We start from the raw sequence: 17,777 nt of genomic DNA on the forward strand, positions 1-17,777 counted from the left end.
GCACGTGCCGCCCTGCTCGGCGGTGCCGCCCTGCTCGGCGGTGCCGCCCTGCTCGGCGGTGCCGCCCTGCTCGGCGGTGCCGCCCTGCTCGGCGGTGCCGCCCTGCTCGGCGGTGCCGAGCCGCCGGACGGGTCAGAGGCCGCCGACCTTCACCGGGAACTTGTCGATCTTCACGATCGTGGTGTCCGGGTTGTCCGGCAGCACCAGCTCCATCGGGTTCTCCAGCTTGTACATGTCGCCCTTGGGCGGGAACTTCGTGAGCTTGCTGCTCAACTGCACCGGGTTCTTCGTGGACAGCACCAGCGGCTCGGACGGGGTGGTCACCTGGACACCCGCGTTCCGCAGCACCGCTTCGGGGTTGTCGATGGTCATGGTGAAGCTCAGCACCATGAGTTGCTCGAACTTGGGTGGGAACTTCGACACCAGTCGCAGCACGCTCTTCGTGTCGATGTCGATGTCCTGCTGCTCGATCGTGACCGTGGTGGGACGGGAACCGGCGAGGTCGTCCGCGGGCAGTTCGGCACTGATCTTGTGGCCGACCACCCGCAGTCGTACCGAGTTGAGCGGTTCCTGGGGGTTGACCTCGATCCGAACCTTGATGCCGCCCTTGAAGTCGAGGGTGAACAGGCCAGTGCCGATGGTCATCGGGGTGTTGAGGGCCAGGCAACTGCACGGGATCTCGACACCGATCTTGGGCAACAGGTTCAACATCAGGTCCTCCGTGATCTCGTCACCGCGACGAACCGAATCTAGGTCGGATCGGCGGTGCCGGCCGGGTCCGCGACGAGGTCGACTAGATCGTGTCAGCCGACGTGACGGGCAGTGGTCATGGCGGCGGCGAAGCGTCGCCCGACCGGACGTCCCGCACCCGTCCGAGCGGTGGTCCTCGCGGAGTCCTCAGGTGAGGTTCTTCTCCAGGGCGGCCACGTAGGCTTTCATGAGGTGGTCGCGCACCCCGTCGGCAGCCGGGGCGAACAGGTCGGCGGTCATCCCCTTGGCGCGGTCCAGCAGCTTGGACACCCTCGGCATGGAGTCGCGGACCTTGCCCGAGGAGTCGATGTAGCGCAGTGCCGCGACGTGGCGGAACAACGGTCCGGGCGGGACCTGCGCGACGACGTCGTTGTTGTTGACCACCCGGAACGTCCGTCCGGCCAGTGCCCGGTCGTAGGCTTTGACCAGGACGTTGTTGCACGTGCGGGGCTGCCCGAAGGTGTAGACACCGTGCGCCGACAGTCGGGGCTCCTCGAAGTGCAGCCACGCCGCGGCCAGCATCGCCAGTGCGCCGCCGAGGCTGTGCCCGGTGAACCACACCGTCTGCTCGCCGTCGCGCAACTCCTGGACGGCCGCCACCACGGACGGGATCACCGCCCGCAACGCCTCGGCGAACCCGTAGTGGACCAGACCGGTGCCCGCCGGTCCGGGCCACGGCGGGATGGTCACGTCGGAGAACCAGTCCCGCAACCGCAGCGGCTCAGTGCCGCGGAACGCGGTCACGACCATCGTCGGACTCGCCATCGTGTACGCCTGGGTGTGGCTGATCGCGAACGGCGGCTTGAACGTCGAGCAGTGGTGACGTACCCGGTCGAATCCCCACTCGCCGGCGGTGACCTCGATCTCGTCCCGGTCCCCATAGGCCAGTTCGGCGGCCTTCGCCAGGCAGTACGCCTGGCGGGCGTCGTACCCGGAGGCCAGGTGGTTCAGCGTCGGTGCGGACATCGTCCATCCCTCACGTAGACAACACGTCGACAGTGGCCACGTTCACCGCCACACCACCTGTGCCTACCTCCGCCGCGGCCCGCCGCGCCACCAGCCGCGCCGTGATTCACCCCGCCGGGAGGGTTCGGCCACTTGATCCGCGCACAGGGCATCGCTGACGGGTCGGAGGCACAGCTGGCCCGAGGAGCGGTTCGTCACCCGGCGGTGCCGCGGAGTCGGCCCCGCCACCGCGCGGACCCGGCTCGACGCGCTGCTGTCGGCAGCGTGCCGCTGAGCCGCGGAGGCAGGGGATGCCGGTAGGCCGCGGTCAACCGGTCAGGCGCTCGCGCGATGCCCCTCCGCCGCCGTGGCGCGGACGGACCGGCCGACCGGGGGAGCGGGGTCAGGTCGGCGCGGAATCGGGCAGCGTGCGCCTGCGGCGGAGCGCGATGGCGAAGCCGGTGCCGAGCGCCGCTGTCACCAGGAGGAAGGCCGGCCCGCCCCCGTAGCGGTCGGCGAGCGGGCCGGCGACCGCGGAGCCGACGGCGCTGCCGAGCTGGCCGGCGGTGGTCAGCCAGCCGTACAGCTCCGCGGTGCGCTCGACGGCGGACGCGGCCACCAGTTGGTCGTTGACCGCGAGCCAGGGCGCGAGCGCGACGCCGAACACCGAGACCGAGACCGCCATCCCGCCGACCGTCGTCGGCGGCACGAGCAGCAGGGAGGTGGCGGCGAGCGTGCCCAGCAGCCACAGGTAGCTGTTCCGCTTCGACCCCCGCGGCGGGCGTGCCGCGAGGACCAGCCCGCCGACGAGGCTGCCCGCCGACCACAGCGCGACGAGCAGCCCGGCCTGCCCCGCCGCGCCGGCGCGTTCGGCGAACGCCGGTAAGAGCACCCACATCGCTCCCATGCACACCCAGTAGACGAGGTACGCGCCGCCGAGCGTGTGCACGGCGGGCTCGGCGAGCAGCGGCGGGCCGGGTGACGGCGACCGGCGTCGGCCCGAGGGTGCCAGGGCACCCCCGACGACCAGGCAGCCCACGCCGATCACCGTGCTCGCGACCAGGGCGGCGGTCGGTCCGGCCAGCGCCACCCAGCCGGTCACCCACAGCGGCCCGCCGAGGTAGACGACCTCCAGCGCCACCGAGTTCACCGCGTACGACCTGGTCAGGTCCGCCGGGGGGACGAGTCGGGGCAGCAGGGCCCGGACGCTGCCGGCGGCCGGCGGCGTGCACAGCCCCGACACCGCCGCCAGGCCGATGATGGGGGCCGTGCCGTGGCTGACCGCGAGCGCGAGCTGGCCGCAGAGGAAGAGCCCTCCGGAGGCGACGAGGACGCGACCGTCACCGAAGCGGGGCAGCAGGCGCGACCACCACGGCGCGGTGAGCGCCGTGCCCACGGCGGCCGTCCCGCCGGCGAGCCCGGCGACGGCGAAGCTGCCGGTCCGGTCCGCGGCGAGCAGCGTGACGAGCAGCAACCGCATGGCGACGGGCAGCTGGGCGAGGTTGAGACACACGATCAGGACCACGTGCCGTACATTCATGAGTTATGAATGTCTCATCGCAGGAGGCGGCAAACCTGCTGGGCGCCGTTGGCCTGCTGGTGGCCGGCGCCGTCCGGGGCGCGGTGACCGGGGCGGTGGGCGCGGGCGGCGCGCTCGGCGAGGCGCTGATCGCCATCAAGGACCAGCCGGGACGCACGGCCGACTGGCTGGCGGAGGTGCTGCACATCTCCCAGCCGGGCACGGCCCACCTGGTGCGCCGCATCACGGAGCAGGGCTTGGTCGTACGGGACACGAGTGGCCGCGCCCGCCCCTTGCGGCTGACCGAGGAGGGCGAACGGGTGGCGGCCGAGGCGCTGGCGGCCCGGCAGGCGGTGCTGGACCGGTTGGTCGAGCGGTTGTCCGATCGGCAACGCGCGCAACTGGTCGCGATCGCGGGGGCGCTGCTCGGCCCGGAGGCGCGCAGCGAGCACCTGCTGGCGGAACTGTGCCGACTGTGCGACCGGTCGACCTGCCCCCGCTGCCCGGTGCACCGGGGGTGGCAGCGCGCCTGCTCGGGCTGAGTTCGCCGGTCCGGTGGCCCAGCACGGCGACCTGCACGGACTCCGGCCCGACCGGCTGGAGTGGATTCGCGTGACGCAGGTCCGGCGGGTGACGCACCGACTTCCCGCCGATGCGGTCACCGTCCGGGTCTTTTCCGCTGGACGGGAACGGTCCGACCGGACCGGACACCGCCCGCCGAAGGCGCGGTCGCCCCCCGACCCGGTGAAGCTGGGGGCGAAGGAGATCCCGAGAGCGGCGCGGGCGGGCACGATGTGGAGGACGTGCGTGCCGCCAAGGACACCGACCAGCCGACCACGTCCAGCGCGTCGGCGATGCAGCGGCCGTGCGCCTCGGTGGTGGCGGCCAACCCAAACACCATCGAGTGAATCAAGGTGCGGACATGTACGAACCCCGCCCCGCCCCCACTCGGTAAAGAGGAAGCCGCGCGAACCACCCACACCTCGTTCCCCACGACCCGTCGACCCCCGCCCGACAACCCTGCCCCCCGGCGGTGAGCCACCCACCAGGGGGGCAACCGTCCACTACCCCGGCAATGCGCCATCCGCCGGGGGGCAACCGCCCACTACGGCTTGATCTCCACGCGCAGCAGGGTCTCCGGCTTGGCCGACGTGCTGCGACCAGTGCCCACCTGCAGGGCCCCGTTCGGGTTGATCTTGTCGGTCCGCTGCTCACCGGAGGGTTCCCGCACCTCGACGATGCCGCCGTGGCTGGGGGTCCGGCCGTGGCCGTCACCGCGGATCTCGAAGACGTCGGGCACCAGCATCGTCAGATAGCCCGACGTCCCGATGACCTTGAGGCAGAACACGCCGTCATCGTTCGGCCCGACCTCCAGGTCGGTGGTGCGGACCTCCATCAGGCCGATGCCCTCGGAGGGCTGCTGACCGCACGGCGTGTAGACGACGTGCCCGTCGCCGGAGAGCAGCTGGACCTTGTCCTCGTCCAGGATGCGCTGCGCGCCCGGCCGGGTGGTTGAAGTCCTCCACCGGGAGTCCCTGTTCGGCGGCAGGCTCGGCCTGCTGCCCCGAGGCGACCAGCGCGCCCGCCGACAGCACCCGGTTGACCTTGACCCGGTGCTGGACGTCGCGTCCGGGTAGTCCGGGTTGCGCAGGAAGTTCCGCACGTCCGCGTCGTAGCCGGCGAGCGCGGCGTCGGCCGCGTCCTTGAGCCGCCGGCTGCCCACCGTGGCGACGCTGCGCAGCGTCACGCGGTCGTCCTGCGCCGCTGCCCGTTCCAGGCCGGTGCGGACGTGCTTTCGCACCAGCGGGTCGGCCCCGGTCAACGCGCCTTCGGCGGCCTGGCGCGTCCACGGGTCGCTCGCCTCCGCCAATCGCAGCGCGATCCGGCGGCCGTGGCGCACCACGAGCGCGGGGTCCGCGTCCGGCGCGGTCGCCTCGCCGATCAGCCGCTTCGTCTCGGCGTCGCGCAGCGACTCCTGGGCGGCGTCCCACTGCTGGGCGGTGGTCGACTGCTGGGCGGTGGTCGACTGCTGGGCGGTGGTCGACTGCTGGGCGGTGGTCGGCTACGACATGGCGGTCTTCGCCTCGGCCGCCGCCGTGCGGGCCTGTTCGCTGCGAGCGGTCAGCTTCTCCTCGTCGACCTTGCGGGTGGCGTCGTAGATCGCCTTCGCCTGCCCGGCCGCGTCCACGGCGGTCTGCGCCGCGTTCGTGGCGTTGCTCGCGTGCCGGGACGCCTCGGCGACGGCCTTGTCCGCGGTGACCGCGTGGTCGGCGGCCTTCTGCGCGGCGTCGGCGGCTGCGGCGGCGTTCTGGCCCGCGTTGCCGGCGTCCTGCGCGGCCTCGGCGACGTAGCCCTCGACGGCCTTCGTCGCGAATTCCTTGGCCAGAGCGGCCTCGGCGACGGCCTTGGCCGACGCGTCCCTTGGCCGCCTGCGTCGCCTGCGCGGCCACCTCGCCGGGGACCTTGGCTGCGTCGGCCAGTTCCGCGACCGACGCGGTCTCCTTGTCGCGGGCCTGGGCGGTCGGCCACTCGAAGTCGAAGAAGTTCTGGAGCGCCTCCAGGGTGCCGGCGTCCAGCGCCTCCTGCGCCTTCGCGCGGAGGTCGGGCCCGCCGACCGCGACGGCGGCGGGCGAGTGCGCGTCGAGCGCCCGTTGAGCGGCCTGCTTCACGGCGCAGCCGCCGCAAGACGGCACACCGGCCACCCACGCGCGGTCGTCGTTCTCGGCGGCGTGACGGTCACCGTGCCGACCAAGGTGGTGAACGCCAGGAGGAACGAGGTCAACCACCGGCTTCTTCGTGTGCGAGTGCTCGGACCATGCCTCTGAGGCCCCCGCGTAACGGCCGTCGATCCACGAACCCCTTCGCACCGCGGCGGCGGCGCTCGTCGGGCCGGGGACGGCGACGGGTACGCGGCCGGGAACCTCTCCCGGAGAGCGCGGGGCCGGGTTCGACGGCGTGTAATGAACGGAAGTCCCGTCACGACAACCGATGTGAGCGTTCGTGCTGCTGTCGAACGGACTGATCGGATGGTCGGATGACGGAGATGACTCGTCCTGACAACATCGGCTCGGCGGAGAAGACGGCGACGATCGCCGACCTCGCGCGGCACGTCGTGCGGGCGGTGGAACCGGAGCAGGCGGACTACCTGGAGCTGGTGACCGCGTCCTGGGAAAGCGGCGCGGGATCGCGGAGAACGCCGGCGTGGACCGGCGGCACCGTCGGCTCCGGTGTGCAGCCCGCCGTGTTGGCCGACCTCGTGTACCCGCTGCTGGCCGGGACGTTCGCGCAGGTGCTCGGCGCGTCCGCGTTCGCCGCCCTCCAGCGCAGGCGGTGGTGGCGGCGCAAGCGCGCGGTCGTCCCGTCGACGCGGATCACCCTGACCGCCGAACAGGTCGAGCGGGCACGGGCCGCCGTCGTCGCGCACGGCATGACGCTGGGGCTGTCGGAGGCGGAGGCGACCATGCTGGCCGACGCCGTGCACGGCGCGCTGCGCAGGGCCGACGACGAGTGAGCGCGCCCGCCGTCGACGACCGGCCCCGGCCGGTGCAGGCGCCCGCACCCGACCGCCCGTGGTGGGCCTACGTGCTGGTGTGGGTCGCGCTGGCGGTCATCGGGGCGGGCGCGGGCCAGGCGCTGTTCACCACCCTCGACCTGGGCGACACCGTCGGCACGCAGGTGTGCCTGGTGCGCAACGGGATCTCCGTGGACGGCGCGGACCCGGTGACGACCGACCAGTCGGTGTACGGGTCGTGCGTGCGCGACTACTTCCGCGTGCAGGCCACCGCCGTCCTCGCCGGCGCCGTCGCCCTCCCGGTCGCCGCGTGGCTGCTCATGCTGCTGGGCGGCGTCGGCACGCGGTGGCGGCTGCGGCCGGGCGCGGTCGCCGGGATGCCCGCGGGCGCGGAGCGCCTGACCGGGCGCTTCGCCGAGCTGTGCGACAGCCAGGGCCTGACCGGGCGGCACCGGCCGCGCCTGGTGCTCGCGCCGCCGGGGACCGGTGTGGCGCAGGCGTTCACCACCGGCCTGCCCGGATCGCGCCCGTGGGTGGTCGTCCCGCTGTCCTACGCCTACGCCGACCCGGCCGCGTTCGACGCGGTGGCCGCCCACGAGCTGGGCCACGTCCGCTCCCGCGACGTGCTGTGGGCCTCGGCCGTGTGGTGGGCCGGGTGGTTGGCCGTGCCCGCGCTGCTGCTCGCCCTGGTCCCGTTGGCGGGCACGCCCGCCGTGGCGTGGGACGCCTACCGCGGCGCGCTGGTCGTCGCGGTGGCCGTGGCGGTGGCGATGTTCGTGCTGCGCGCGGGGTTGCTGCGCCGCCGCGAGCTGGCCGCCGACCGCCACGTGGTCGAGGTGCTGGCCGACCCGAACGCGGTGGCGGCCCTCGTCCGGCCCTCGGGGAAGCGCAGGGCGGGTGTGTTCGCCACCCACCCCACGGCCGGTGACCGGCTGGCCGCGGGCCTGGCGACGCGCCACCCCGAGGGCGGCTTCGTCGTCACCGTCGCGGTCGGCGTCGTGGCGATGGCGGCACACCACGTCGCGTTCTCCGTCCTGAGCAGCCTGCGGTGGACGTTCGACGCCGACGTGACCGCCTCGGCCCCGGTGGTCGCGGCGGTGCTGTGGTCGTCGGTGGTGGTGCCCTTGTGGACCAGGCGGGCGCCGGTCACCCCCGGTCGGTGGACCGGTCCGCTGGCCGGTGCGGTGGTGGGGCTCGTCGTCGGGTACCTCCTCCAGCCGCCCGGCGTGATCACCGTCCTCGCCGCCACACCGGGGCGTGGCCTGCTGCTGGTGCTGTTGTTGTTGCCGGGCTTGGTGTTGGCCGCGTTCGCGGCCGCCCTGCTCGCCGCGGGACTGGCCGCCCGCCTCACCGTCCACTCCGGACACCCGCGTCTCCGCCGGTTCGGCGCGGTGCTCGCGGTGACGTCCGCCCTCTCCGCGCTCTGGGGCACCGTCATCGCGGCCACGACGGCCCACGTCGTCACCGAGGGCGTCGGGTCGATCCGGTGGTTCCTGGTGGTCAACGGCGACGACCGGGTCTGGCGTTACGCGGCGGCGCTGGTCCTCGTCGGGCTGGTCCTCGCCGTCTTGCGCACCCGTCCGGGACGTCCCGCCCTGGCGGTGAGCGCGGTCGCCGCCGTGACCGGTGGGGTGGCGGCGGCCCTGTCCTGGCAACTCCGTTCGGGTGGCGGGCTCTCCGACGCCCGGAGCGACTTCCTGACCCACCAGGGCTGGTGGATCTGCGCACTCGCCGGGCTGGTCGCCGTCGCGGCCGTGGTGGTGGTCAACGGCGGCGCGCCGGCCGAGGTGCCGATCGCGGTCCTTTGTGGACTGACGGTGACCGTGTCGGCCGGTGCCGTCCAGTACGCGGCGGTGTGGATCGGGTCCGGCGTCCGATCGGACTTCTTCCGGGAATCGCTCCGGATGCCGGGCTGGTTGCTGCTGCTGGCCCTGGCCGGCGCCGCCCCGCTGATCGCGGCGGTCGTGGCGGTGACCCGGCGTCGGGAACCGCGCGGCGGCGCGGTCCGCTGGGCCGCGGGCGCGGGCGGTGTCACCGCGTTGCTCTCCCTGCTGCTCGTGGCAGGCGGCCTGTCGAGCGTCACGGTGGTGGAGGGGGACCTCGCCCGACCCGACGCCCGGTCCCGTCCCACTTCGACGGAAGCCGCGCCGCCTTCGTCGCCTCCTGAGGCGTCCGTCGAGCCGGAGCGCCCCCTGGACCAGCAGGCCGCCACCACGGCCTTGTCCGACGTGCCCGGCGTGCTACCGCCCGGCGCGAAGAGCGCGCCCGACGCCGCCGAGACCTCGTCCACGCTCGTCCCGGACACCTGCGACGCGGCCGCCAAGCGGACGGCCGCGAACAAGAAGGCCCTCCCGCGCGCGGCGGAGGCCGAGCAGCGGTTCACGTTCCCGCTGGGTGACGCCCCGGACGGCGGAACCATCTCGGTGTCGGTCACCTCGCACCCGGCCGCCCCGCCCGGTTTCTCGGACCTCGACGCCGAGAACGAGGCGTGCGCGCGGTTCCGGCTGCCCAGCGAGCGACAGGACGACGGCTACCTGGACTGCCGCATCACCGCTCGGCCCGCGCACGACTTCCCGTTGGCGCGCAAGCGGAACGTCACCGCCCAGGGTCGGATCAAGGGCGTGCCGATGGTCGTCGTCGTGCACGACTACGCGGCGACCTTCGGCCTCAACCGGGTGGAGGTCAGCCTGAGCTGGTTCTACCTCACCGCGGCTCCGCCGCAGGCGGTGCTCGACGAGGCCGACCGGATCGCGACGAGCGCGATGAACGTCATCGCGGCGAGGCTGTGAGCCGCTCGGCCAAGCGGCCACCGCTCGGAACGACCGCCGCTCGCGCGGCCGAGCACCTGCCCGACTACGTCACCCGCACCCCCGCCCTCCGGCTGCTGGGCCGCGCGCACGCCGTGCTGGGCGGTACGAGCACGCGATCGAGCACCTGCACCGGGCCCTTGCCCCGGCCGAGCAGCACGACCACCCGACCCGGCAGGCGCACACCCACCGGTCCCTCACCTGGCCGTGGCAGCAGCGCGGCGACGACCGGCGGGCCTGGAGCACTCGCGCCACGCCCTGGAACTCTTCCGCGCCCTCGGCGAGCCCGCGTGGGAAGCCGAGGCGCTCAACTCGGCGGGCTGGTACGCGGCCCGTCCGGGCCACCACGACACCGCCGCGACCGCAGACCTCGATCCGCGCGTACCGCCTGTGGCCGGGTGCGTGTGGCCGGGCGCGGAGCGGTTCGACGGTGCCGGCCCGTCCCACCGCTCCACGCCCCGCCTGGACCCGGGCGCGTGCCCGGGGGTCACCACCAATCGGTGGCGTTGCCCGGCGTGCAGGTGCCGTTCGGGTCGACCACGTAGCAGGCCCGGAACGCCCGGTTCGGGCTCGAACTGGTCGGGTACGCCTGCGTGTAGTTGCGGTTGCCCGCCGTGTAGGTCGAGAAGTCGTCCCAGACCCGGTCACCGTTCAGGTCGACCTCGAAGCGGATGAACTCCGGCCCGTTGTAGTTGAGGATGCGGCCCCACCCGTACTGGAGACCGCCGCAGTTGCCCGAGCGGACCTGGACGATCCGGCCGTTCACCACCCGCTCCCGCTCCGTCTGCGGGTTGGAGCACGTGGCCGGGTCGCTCCACCACGGAGGCGCGTCCGCCGCCGTGGCGACGCCCGCGGTCAGCAGCGTGGTCGCGGTGGCGGCCGTCAGTATGGCCGCGATCTTCGTCGTCTTCCTCATCGATCCCCCTTGTCGCGGGTTTCCGCGGACGCGGTCGGCGCTCCCGCTCGGAACCGGGCCCGTCGAGCGCCACCCCGTTCGGCCGGATCGAGAGAACTGCGTGAGGCCGCGCGGAGCCGCCAGGCGGTGTACTCGGCGTCGGTGATTCCGGCACAGCTCGGTGTCGTTCCTCCCCGCCGACACGAGCGCCTTGCCGTCCGTCCAAACATGGTGCCACCGCGAGTGGAGGCAGGCATCAACCCAATCGGGTGAACACGTGGAGGGCTGATCGCCCGGCCGCGAACCGGCGCGAGGTGGGCACCGGGCCCGGCCGGACGCCGTAACGGTGGTGACGGCGGTGACGACGAGGGCCGTGAGCGACCGCACGGGCCGCTCACGGCCCTCGTCGGCCGTGAGCCGCGCGAGCGGGGTGAACCCGTGCTGGTCGACCGGGGCCGCGGTCGCGGGCAGCAGGACGACGGCGGTGCCCGCGGTCCGGTCCAGGGCTCGCGCGTCCGCCCCGACCCCGTCGTGCCGACCAGCGCACCGGATCGCCTTGAGCCACGTGCTGAGCGAGGAGAGCGTCAGGCCCGACACCGCCGTCCCGCGCGGTGAGAGCGTGGCGGCGGCGACCACCGGGTGCCGGGAACCCATGCGCCGCACCGGTTCCGCGTGAGCGCCGCGTCGCCGCGCGCACTCGTCACGACGACCACCGGACAAGTCCGACCTCCCCGAACCCGTTGCCACAGCGACGATCCGACCGTGCTGGGCGTGGCTCCGGTCGACATGGGACCTTCGGCTACCGTTGGCGCGACTTCGGTTCCGCTGTGACGGCCATGAACGTGGAGTGTCCTTTCCGGACCTGCTGCCGCTGCTGGTCGGCGAGCTGCTCCAGCACGGCCGGGTCGACATGACCCGGTACTTCCTCGGCGAGCGAACCGCCCCTGCGGCGGCTCGCCGGAGGGGCGTCACCGTTCGGCGAACACGACACCACGGGCTCGGGAATATCCGGGCACCCCGCTCCCCGTCCGCGGAGCGGTGGCGGTGGCGGTGGCGAGTGCACAGTGGATGATCCCACCGCCGACGGTCGGCTGACGCCATCGTCGGGCGTTCGACCGGGGGGCCGTTGGGGTTACCGCGACGAGCGCGGGTTCACACCGTCGGTGGAGGCCCGGACGCGCCTCGTGTCTGTTTCCGGTCCGTTCGGCTACTCGTCGCGCGTCGTTCAGGTGGTATCCGGCGGCGTCCCTGGGCGACCGCGCCACGCGTCTCCCATCCTGTCCGGGGACGAGGCACGGTTCCCAGTCCGCCTTGCCGCCGTTCCGGCGTCGGACCCACGCCGATCCGGACGTCGCACGCCGCCGCTGCTCTCGGGAAGGAGCGCGTCGTGGTGTCCGACCACGGGAAGCCGCAGGCCGTGATGGTGCTGGCGATCGGCTATTTCCTCTGGTACACCCCGTACGCGGCGTTGACCAAGGCGTTGTCCGCCGGACTGCTCCCGGTCGACGCCGCGGAGGCGGGCGGGGTGGCGCTCCTGCCCGCCGCGGCGATCGGCACGCTGCTGGGCGTCGGCGCCTACCTCGCGGTGTCGGGCCGGTGGCGGGATGTGCCGATCGGCCGCGGTGACTGGTCGGGGGGACTGCTGTTCGCCGGTTTCTGCACCGCGGTGATCATGGCGACCACGACGTTGAACTTCACCTTCGCCGGCATCTCCGTCCTGCTGATGCTGCTGGTGATGCGCGGCGGCGTGCTGATCCTCTCGCCGCTGGTCGACGCCTTCCGGCGGCGGCCCGTCTCGCGCGACTCGTGGATCGCCCTGGCGCTCAGCCTGATCGCGGTGTGCGTGGCGCTCGGCGACGTGAACGGCTACCACCTCACCCTCGGCGCGGTGCTCAGCGTCGGCCTGTACCTGGCGGGCTACGCGGGGCGGTTCGAGGTGATGAGCCGGGTGGCCAAGACCGACGTCGGCACCGTGGACCGGCGCTACTTCGCGGGAGAGGCGCTCGGCGCGGCCTGCTGGCAGGTCGCGCTGTGCGCGGTGCTGGCCGTCGCGGGACCGCTCGCGGGCGGCCTGCGCGCGGGCTTCGGGCTGCTGTTCACGCCGACCGGGGCGGTCGCGGTGGTGATCGGGCTGCTGTACGCGGCGCTGTTCACGTTCGGCACGCGGATCTACCTCGACCCGCGCGAGTACACGTGGTGCGTGCCGGTCAACCGGGGCGCGAGCCTGCTGGCCGGCATCGTCGCGTCCTACCTGCTGACCGCGCTCGCCGGGCCGGCCGCGCCGGGTCCCGCCCAACTGGTCGCGACGGCGATGGTCCTGCTGGCCATCGCGGTGCTCGCGTTCCCGGCGCGGGAGCGGCGGGTGCTGCTGTTCGTCTGCGGTGACAACACCTGCCGGTCGCCGATGGCCTCGGCGGTCGCGCGCCTGCTGCTGGACCACGACCGGGAGTGGGCGGTGGCCAGCGCGGGCATCACGGCGCAGCCGGGGCGGCGGCTGTCCGCGCAGGCGCGCCACGCGCTGCGGGAGGCCGGTGTGCCCGTGCCCCGGCACTGGTCGCGACCGCTGACCGCGGCGATGATCGCCGCCGCGGACACGGTGTACTGCATGACCGTCGGGCAGCGCGACGCCGCGCGGGCCATGCTGCCCCGGCACGCCGACAAGGTGGTCTGCCTCGACCCCGACCGCGACGTCCTCGCGCCGACGGGCCAGGCCGCCAGCTCCTACCAGGAGTGCCTGGGCCAGTTGCGGTCGGCGGTGTCCCTGCGGCTGCGGGAGCGGGGCTGCCGTGCCTGAGTCACCGGTGCCAGTCGACGTACTCGCGCAGCGGCGCGCGGCCGGGGCGGAACGCGTTCACCGGCGCGTCGGGGTCGGGGTGGCCGACGGCGAGGCCGCAGACGATCACGGCGTCGCGCAGGCCGAGCTGGTCGCGGATCAGGTCGGCGTAGCCCGCGACGCTGTACTGCGGGCAGCTGCCGAGCCCGACGGCGGTCAGGCCGGTCATCACGTTCTGGAGGAAGAGGCCCATTTCCAGGAAGGTGCCCGGCACCGCGCCGCCGGGCAGGTGGAAGATCATCTCCACCGGCGCGCCGAAGAACTCGTGGTTGGCCCGGATGTGCAGCCGCCGCGCCTCGGCGTCGGCCCGGTCGACGTTCCCGGCGTCGTACACGCCGCGCCCGAACTCGGCGGCGCGGCGGCGCAGCAGGTCGTCCGGCTCGGCGATCCGGTTCGGGTAGTCCGGCGACACCGGCACGCCGGCGTCGTGCGCGGCGCACAACCGCCGGGACAGCTCGTCCCTGGCGCGACCGGTGACCACGGCGACGCGCCAGGGTTGGGTGTTCCGGGTGGACGGCGCGTGCGCGGCGGCCGTCAGCACCTCGCGCAGCACGTCCGGTTCGACCGGTCGGTCGAGGAACGCGCGGACGCAGTGCCGCCGCGTCAGCGGCGAGAGCGGGGGTGGCGCCACGCGTCCCGATGCTAGCGACGCCGCAGCACGTTTCCCATACCCCGGCCCAGAAACGCAGGTGCCCATGCCCGATTCCGCCTCGTTCCACCCGTTCCACGTGGACGGTGTCCCCGGCGCTGCCACGGACACCGCGCCGCGCCCGCGCGTGCCGGGCTTCCGCGCGCCGGTCGTCCGACCGTCCGGCTTTCGCGCGCCGAGCTTTCGGGTGCCCGGCTTGCCTGTGACGGGCTTCCGTGTGCCTTGTGCCGCTGTGCCTTGTCCCGCTGTGCCGCGTCCCGGTGCGCCGGGCTCCCGGTCGGCGGCGCGGAACCAGGCGGTGGCCACGGCCTGCGAGGCGGGTCGGTGATGGTGTGGTCACCGCACGGCGTGACGGTGTGCGGCGTCGTCACCGGTCCGCCGGACGACAGCCCGCCGCCGGTCGGCGTCACGGCCCTGGAGGTGCGTGCCGACCTGGTCGACGACGCCGACGCGGAGCGGTGGCGGCGGCGGTTCGACGGCCCCGTCCTGTACTCCTTGCGCGGCGAGGCCACCGGTGGCGCGGACACCGCCCCGGACGACGTGCGGCACGCCCGGCTCCTGGCCGCCGCCCGGCACGGCGACCTCGTCGACCTGGACGTGGACCGGGATCGGGCGCTGCTCGACGACGTGCCCCGCCACCGCAGGGTGGTCTCCGCGTTCCCGTCCACAACGGACCCGGCGGCGTTGCGCCGGCTGCGCGACGAGCTGCTGGCCGTCCCGGCGCGGCTGCGCCGGCTGGTGCTGCCGGCCGACGCCGCCGCGCTGGCGCCCGCGCTGTCGGCCGGGACGCCCCGACCCGACTTCACCGCGTTCGCCCGCGGCCAGGCGGGCGCCTGGACGCGGGTCCTCGCGGCCCGCTGGGGAGCGCGGGTGGCGTTCGGCGGGCTGCGCCCCGGCGACGGCACCGACGGGACGCCGACCGCCGGGCAACTGTTGGACGAGTACCACGTGCGCGACCTGGCCGAGGTGGACCGGCTCTACGGGATCATCGGCGGCCGGGCGCACCGCTCGCTGTCACCGCGCCTGCACAACGCGGGCTACCGCGCGCTGGGCGTCCCGGCGCGCTACCTGCCGTTCACCGCCGTCGAGCTGCCCGCGACGGCGGCCGCGCTGCGCGCCGCCCTGGCCGGGGTCGGTCTGCCGCTGCACGGCCTGACCGTGACGTCGCCGCTCAAGGAGGCCGCGTTCGGCATCGCGGCGGGCGGCGGCGCGGCCGCCCGGCGGTGCGCGGCGGCGTCGCTGCTGGTCCGCCGCGGCGACGGCTGGTGGGCCGAGGTGGAGTCGGCGGGCGTGGTGGCCGCGTTGCGCGGCCACGGCGTCGAGCTGCGGGACCGGGCGGTCGCGGTGGTCGGCTGCGGACCTTCCGGCCGTGCCGCGGCGGTCGGGCTCGGCCTGGCCGGTGCGCGCGTCACGCTGGTCAACCGCGACCCGGTCGCGGGCCGCCGGGTCGCGGACCGGTTCGGCCTGCCCTTCACACCGCTCGCCCGCTTCCGGCCGGCCGACCACTCGCTCCTGGTCAGCGCGGTCCCGGTGCACGACGAGCTGCTGTTCACGCCGAGCGGACCGGACACCGCGGTGCTGGACATGGTCTACGCCGACGCCGAGACCCCGCTGGTCGCCGTCGCCCGCGCCGCCGGCCTCCAGGTCCTGGACGGGCGGGCGCTGCTGGCGGCCGTCGGCGGCGACCAGTTCCGCGCGATGACCGGTCGGGAGCTGCCCGTCGAGGTGGCGGGGGCCGCGGTGGGGCGGGCGGTGGCGCTGCGGTGAGCGAGCACACCACGACCGACCCGGTCGCGACGCTGGCGGTGCTGGCGCGCGAGCGGTTCGCCGCCCGCGCCGCCGGTTACGACGACGCCGCCGCGTTCCCCGAGCAGGACTTCGCCGACCTGCACGAGGCCGGCCTGCTCGCGCCCTGCGTCCCGGTCGCGCACGGCGGCCTCGGCCTGGGTCCGCTGGCCGGCCGCACCTACCCGCTGTGGGCGATGACGCGCGAGCTGGCCAGGGCGGACCTGTCGCTGGCCCGCTGCTGGGAGGCCCACGCGAACTGCCAGGTGCTGCTGGACGCCCTCGGCTCGCCCGAGCAGCGGCGGAGGTGGTTCGACGGCATCGTCACCCGAGGCGAGCGCTGGGCGGCCTGGAGCGGGGAACCACCGGCGCGCCGGGGTGGCGACGCCGGCTTCGGCACCACGCTCACCAGGGTGGACGGCGGCTGGCTGGTCAACGGCAGCAAGGCGTTCTGCACCAGCGCCGGCGCGGCGCACTGGGCGATCCTGCTGATCAACCGCGACGCGCCCGGCGGCGCGCGGCACGGCGACGGCTCGGCCGAGCACCTGCTCATGCTGGCCTGCGACCTCACCGACCCCACCGTGGTCGTCGACGACTCCTGGTGGCACCCGATCGGGATGCGCGCCACGGTCAGCCACCGGGTGCGCTTCGAGGGCACGTTCATCCCCGACGAGCACCGGATCGGGCCGCCCGGCGCGTACCTGCGCGATGGCTGGCAGGCGGCGTTCACCCCGCACTACGCGGCGAGCTTCCTCGGCGCGGCGGGCGCGGCCCACGACTACGCGCTGGCCACCGCCCACGCCGACGACCCCTACGTGCAGCAGCGCGTCGGGCGGATGTCCATCAACCTCGAAACCGGCGACCTGTGGCTGCGGCACGTCGCCGAGCTGTGGGACACCGGCCGCCGCGAGGAGGCCCGGCAGGCGGGCGCGCGGGCGCGGCACGTGGTCGAGCACCTGGCGGAGGACACCGTGCAGCAGTGCGTCCGGGCGTGCGGCGCGCGGTCGCTGGTGCGCCCGAGCCCGGTGGAACGCGTCCTGCGCGACCTCAGCCTCTACCTGCGGCACGACAACGACGACCACGTCCTGGCCACCATCGGCAAGGCGCTGTTGGGCCGTGCGCACGACCCGCTGTTCTTCAAGCCCTAGGAGGCGACCCGATGACGACCACCTTCGCGAGGGAGATCGACCGCCCGCTGGAGCACCCGGGCGCGGCGGCAGGCGCTCCGCCGGACTTCGCCACGCTGACCGGCGAGTGGGTCAGCGTCTCGCCCGTCGCCGCCGGGGTGTCCCGCGTCGGGCTGCGGGCGCGGGACGGGGTGCTGTCGGTCCGCGCGACCGGCCGGGGCGAGCCGCGCGACGGCGAGTGGGGCGAGCGGCCGGTGGACCGGTGGTACACCGACGGCCTGTACTCCCGGCGCGTCATGTCCTTCACCACGACCTTCGCCGACGAGCGGGTGGTGGTCGACCTGCTCGGCTACGTCTCGCACGGCGTGCTGGCGGCGTTCGCGTTCCACCGCTTCGCCGACGGCTCCGGCCGCGACTTCCTGCTGCGCAACTTCTGCGCGCCCGCCGCGCCGGGCGAACCCGCCCCGGCCACCACCCGCCGCCTGTCCGAGGAACTGCCGGCCGGCCCGAACTCGGCGGACGACCTGGTCGGCACGTGGCGGTGCGTGGACCCGCACGGGCGCGGCATCAGGGAGATCTCCTGCGCGTGGGCCGACGGCGGGCTGGTCGTCGGCGCGCGGGGCATCGAGGACTGGGGCCGGACCCGCGCCGCGCTGTACGTCGACCCCACCGAGCTGACCTTCGCGCCCGCGTTCACCACCACCTTCGACCACGACTTCGGCCGCATCCACCTCTACGCCAGGGTGAACCTCGGCCTGCTGGTGGTCGTGCAGCTCGTGGAGTTCACCGACGGCAGCGGTCGCGCCGACCACTTCCTGCGCGAGTGCTACCGGCGTTGATCCGCGGCGCCCGTGACCGCTGTGCGCCCGTCAGCCGGTCACCCCGCCGTCGGGTGGTCGTCGGCCCACGGTCACCGGTCACCGGCGAGGACCGCACCGGACGCGTCGACCCGCCGT

At 74.4% G+C, this 17,777-nt stretch carries 15 protein-coding genes and 1 pseudogene; 7 read left to right on the forward strand and 9 right to left on the reverse strand.

The genetic code is table 11. From position 1 onward, the window contains the following. Nucleotides 1–132: 132 nt before the first annotated feature. The 3 genes from C8E97_RS15900 to C8E97_RS15910 form a co-directional block, all read right to left on the reverse strand. Nucleotides 133–711: a hypothetical protein gene (locus C8E97_RS15900; RefSeq protein ID WP_121006305.1), complete on the reverse strand. Its 579-nt coding sequence runs from the start codon at nucleotides 709–711 to the stop codon at nucleotides 133–135. 186 nt (nucleotides 712–897) lie between these two features. After that, the gene (locus tag C8E97_RS15905; protein WP_121006307.1) at nucleotides 898–1,716 is read right to left on the reverse strand and encodes a lipase family protein; all 819 of its coding nucleotides are present in this window, start codon (nucleotides 1,714–1,716) and stop codon (nucleotides 898–900) included. Between the two features lie 382 nt (nucleotides 1,717–2,098). Beyond that, entirely contained in the window at nucleotides 2,099–3,235 is a 1,137-nt protein-coding gene (locus C8E97_RS15910) for an MFS transporter (RefSeq protein WP_121006309.1), read from the reverse strand. Nucleotides 3,236–3,240: 5 nt separating this feature from the next. Between C8E97_RS15910 and C8E97_RS15915 the strand changes: the two genes are divergently transcribed. Continuing rightward, nucleotides 3,241–3,756: a MarR family winged helix-turn-helix transcriptional regulator gene (locus C8E97_RS15915; RefSeq protein ID WP_121006311.1), complete on the forward strand. Its 516-nt coding sequence runs from the start codon at nucleotides 3,241–3,243 to the stop codon at nucleotides 3,754–3,756. A 563-nt stretch (nucleotides 3,757–4,319) separates the two neighbouring features. Here the strand turns inward: C8E97_RS15915 and C8E97_RS36050 are convergent. The 3 genes and pseudogenes from C8E97_RS36050 to C8E97_RS36820 form a co-directional block, all read right to left on the reverse strand. After that, nucleotides 4,320–5,117: an ALF repeat-containing protein gene (locus tag C8E97_RS36050; RefSeq protein ID WP_121006313.1), complete on the reverse strand. Its 798-nt coding sequence runs from the start codon at nucleotides 5,115–5,117 to the stop codon at nucleotides 4,320–4,322. A 159-nt stretch (nucleotides 5,118–5,276) separates the two neighbouring features. Beyond that, entirely contained in the window at nucleotides 5,277–5,402 is a 126-nt protein-coding gene (locus tag C8E97_RS36495; RefSeq protein WP_281275424.1) for a hypothetical protein, read from the reverse strand. 376 nt (nucleotides 5,403–5,778) lie between these two features. Then, nucleotides 5,779–6,081 (reverse strand): annotated as a pseudogene (locus tag C8E97_RS36820) (hypothetical protein); the annotation flags it as partial. A gap of 176 nt (nucleotides 6,082–6,257) precedes the next feature. Between C8E97_RS36820 and C8E97_RS36060 the strand changes: the two are divergent. Together C8E97_RS36060 and C8E97_RS15930 are read left to right on the forward strand one after the other, a co-directional pair. Continuing rightward, nucleotides 6,258–6,725 carry a hypothetical protein gene (locus C8E97_RS36060; protein ID WP_246018919.1) on the forward strand — a complete coding sequence of 156 codons (468 nt, stop codon included), beginning with the start codon at nucleotides 6,258–6,260 and terminating at the stop codon, nucleotides 6,723–6,725. Beyond that, the gene (locus C8E97_RS15930) at nucleotides 6,722–9,514 is read left to right on the forward strand and encodes a M48 family metalloprotease (RefSeq protein ID WP_121006315.1); all 2,793 of its coding nucleotides are present in this window, start codon (nucleotides 6,722–6,724) and stop codon (nucleotides 9,512–9,514) included. The genes C8E97_RS36060 and C8E97_RS15930 overlap by 4 nt, the downstream gene beginning before the upstream one ends. 64 nt (nucleotides 9,515–9,578) lie before the next feature. Here the strand turns inward: C8E97_RS15930 and C8E97_RS34615 are convergent, their stop codons facing one another. Then, nucleotides 9,579–9,722 carry a hypothetical protein gene (locus tag C8E97_RS34615; protein ID WP_170211875.1) on the reverse strand — a complete coding sequence of 48 codons (144 nt, stop codon included), beginning with the start codon at nucleotides 9,720–9,722 and terminating at the stop codon, nucleotides 9,579–9,581. Between the two features lie 297 nt (nucleotides 9,723–10,019). Continuing rightward, nucleotides 10,020–10,448 (reverse strand): hypothetical protein, encoded by a 429-nt coding sequence (locus C8E97_RS34620; protein WP_170211876.1) that lies wholly within the window; start codon nucleotides 10,446–10,448, stop codon nucleotides 10,020–10,022. Between the two features lie 1,366 nt (nucleotides 10,449–11,814). Here C8E97_RS34620 and C8E97_RS15940 point away from each other — a divergent pair. Next, on the forward strand, nucleotides 11,815–13,221 hold the full coding sequence (locus tag C8E97_RS15940; RefSeq protein WP_121006317.1) for an arsenate reductase/protein-tyrosine-phosphatase family protein: 1,407 nt from the start codon (nucleotides 11,815–11,817) through the stop codon (nucleotides 13,219–13,221). 1 nt (nucleotide 13,222) lies between these two features. On the opposite strand, the gene C8E97_RS15945 is transcribed toward C8E97_RS15940, so the two are convergent. Next, a complete protein-coding gene (locus C8E97_RS15945) occupies nucleotides 13,223–13,891 on the reverse strand; it encodes a nitroreductase (RefSeq protein WP_170211877.1) in 669 nt (222 codons plus the stop codon). Between the two features lie 345 nt (nucleotides 13,892–14,236). Between C8E97_RS15945 and C8E97_RS15950 the strand changes: the two genes are divergently transcribed. The 3 genes from C8E97_RS15950 to C8E97_RS15960 are packed head-to-tail and all read left to right on the forward strand — an operon-like array spanning nucleotide 14,237 to nucleotide 17,660. Further along, the gene (locus tag C8E97_RS15950; RefSeq protein ID WP_147455135.1) at nucleotides 14,237–15,676 is read left to right on the forward strand and encodes a type I 3-dehydroquinate dehydratase; all 1,440 of its coding nucleotides are present in this window, start codon (nucleotides 14,237–14,239) and stop codon (nucleotides 15,674–15,676) included. Next, nucleotides 15,673–16,842, forward strand: coding sequence for an acyl-CoA dehydrogenase family protein (locus C8E97_RS15955; protein ID WP_121006323.1), 1,170 nt, complete (start codon nucleotides 15,673–15,675; stop codon nucleotides 16,840–16,842). The genes C8E97_RS15950 and C8E97_RS15955 overlap by 4 nt, the downstream gene beginning before the upstream one ends. A gap of 11 nt (nucleotides 16,843–16,853) precedes the next feature. Next, nucleotides 16,854–17,660: a hypothetical protein gene (locus C8E97_RS15960; RefSeq protein WP_121006325.1), complete on the forward strand. Its 807-nt coding sequence runs from the start codon at nucleotides 16,854–16,856 to the stop codon at nucleotides 17,658–17,660. Nucleotides 17,661–17,777 lie beyond the last annotated feature (117 nt).

The sequence above is a fragment of the Saccharothrix australiensis genome, assembly GCF_003634935.1.
GTDB classification, from domain to species: Bacteria; Actinomycetota; Actinomycetes; order Mycobacteriales; family Pseudonocardiaceae; genus Actinosynnema; species Actinosynnema australiense.

Excerpts from the sequence above, each read along its gene's own strand:
- C8E97_RS15960 (WP_121006325.1), top strand. The coding sequence starts at position 16,854 with ATGACGACCACCTTCGCGAGGGAGATCGACCGCCCGCTGGAGCACCCG.
- C8E97_RS36060 (WP_246018919.1), top strand. The coding sequence starts at position 6,258 with ATGACTCGTCCTGACAACATCGGCTCGGCGGAGAAGACGGCGACGATC.
- C8E97_RS15900 (WP_121006305.1), bottom strand. The coding sequence starts at position 711 with ATGTTGAACCTGTTGCCCAAGATCGGTGTCGAGATCCCGTGCAGTTGC.
- C8E97_RS15950 (WP_147455135.1), top strand. The coding sequence starts at position 14,237 with ATGGTGTGGTCACCGCACGGCGTGACGGTGTGCGGCGTCGTCACCGGT.
- C8E97_RS15910 (WP_121006309.1), bottom strand. The coding sequence starts at position 3,235 with ATGAATGTACGGCACGTGGTCCTGATCGTGTGTCTCAACCTCGCCCAG.
- C8E97_RS34620 (WP_170211876.1), bottom strand. The coding sequence starts at position 10,448 with ATGAGGAAGACGACGAAGATCGCGGCCATACTGACGGCCGCCACCGCG.
- C8E97_RS15915 (WP_121006311.1), top strand. The coding sequence starts at position 3,241 with ATGAATGTCTCATCGCAGGAGGCGGCAAACCTGCTGGGCGCCGTTGGC.
- C8E97_RS15905 (WP_121006307.1), bottom strand. The coding sequence starts at position 1,716 with ATGTCCGCACCGACGCTGAACCACCTGGCCTCCGGGTACGACGCCCGC.